Genomic DNA, 593 nt, shown 5'->3' on the forward strand with positions numbered 1-593 from the left:
TCTTGTAACGATTATTCAGGACGTCACATCATAAGATGTTTTTTACCCTTATTCAAAAAAGGTAACACTTCCATCGTTAATATCATACATTCCTCCAACGATTAAAATCTCTCCATTCTCCTCCATTTCGTTAAGAACTTCACTATCTTTTCTGATGTTCTCGATAGTCATATGTACATTTTTAACTGCTACCTCATTTACAAAATCAATATTTTTTGAATTCCTTTGCGAAGCATCTTCTGGTTCTGCAACGGCAGCAACAGCAGGTTTTATTTTACTAAGCAACGCGGTAAGATTCCCCATTTTTGCATCATCACAAGCTCCTTTGACAGCTCCACAACTCGTATGCCCCAAAACTAATACTAGTTTTGTTCCTGCCAATTTACAGGCAAACTCCATACTACCCAAAATATCTTCATTAACAAAATTGCCAGCAACTCTAGCGCTAAAAATATCACCGATACCTTGATCAAAAATTAATTCTGAAGAAACTCTCGAGTCAATACAGCTCAATATAGTGGCAAAAGGATACTGTCCACCTTTTGTTTGATTTACTTGTTCTAACAAGTCACGATCCGATTGCATTTTTTTTT

The 593-nt window shown here is 35.9% G+C and carries 1 protein-coding gene; it reads right to left on the reverse strand.

Annotated features, from left to right (window positions below; translation table 11 throughout):
* Nucleotides 1-48: 48 nt before the first annotated feature.
* The coding region (locus DZ60_RS0119450) for a carbonic anhydrase family protein (RefSeq protein WP_025743687.1) at nucleotides 49-593 on the reverse strand (545 nt) is incomplete at its 5' end.

Source organism: Aquimarina pacifica, from assembly GCF_000520955.1.
GTDB lineage: Bacteria > Bacteroidota > Bacteroidia > Flavobacteriales > Flavobacteriaceae > Aquimarina > Aquimarina pacifica.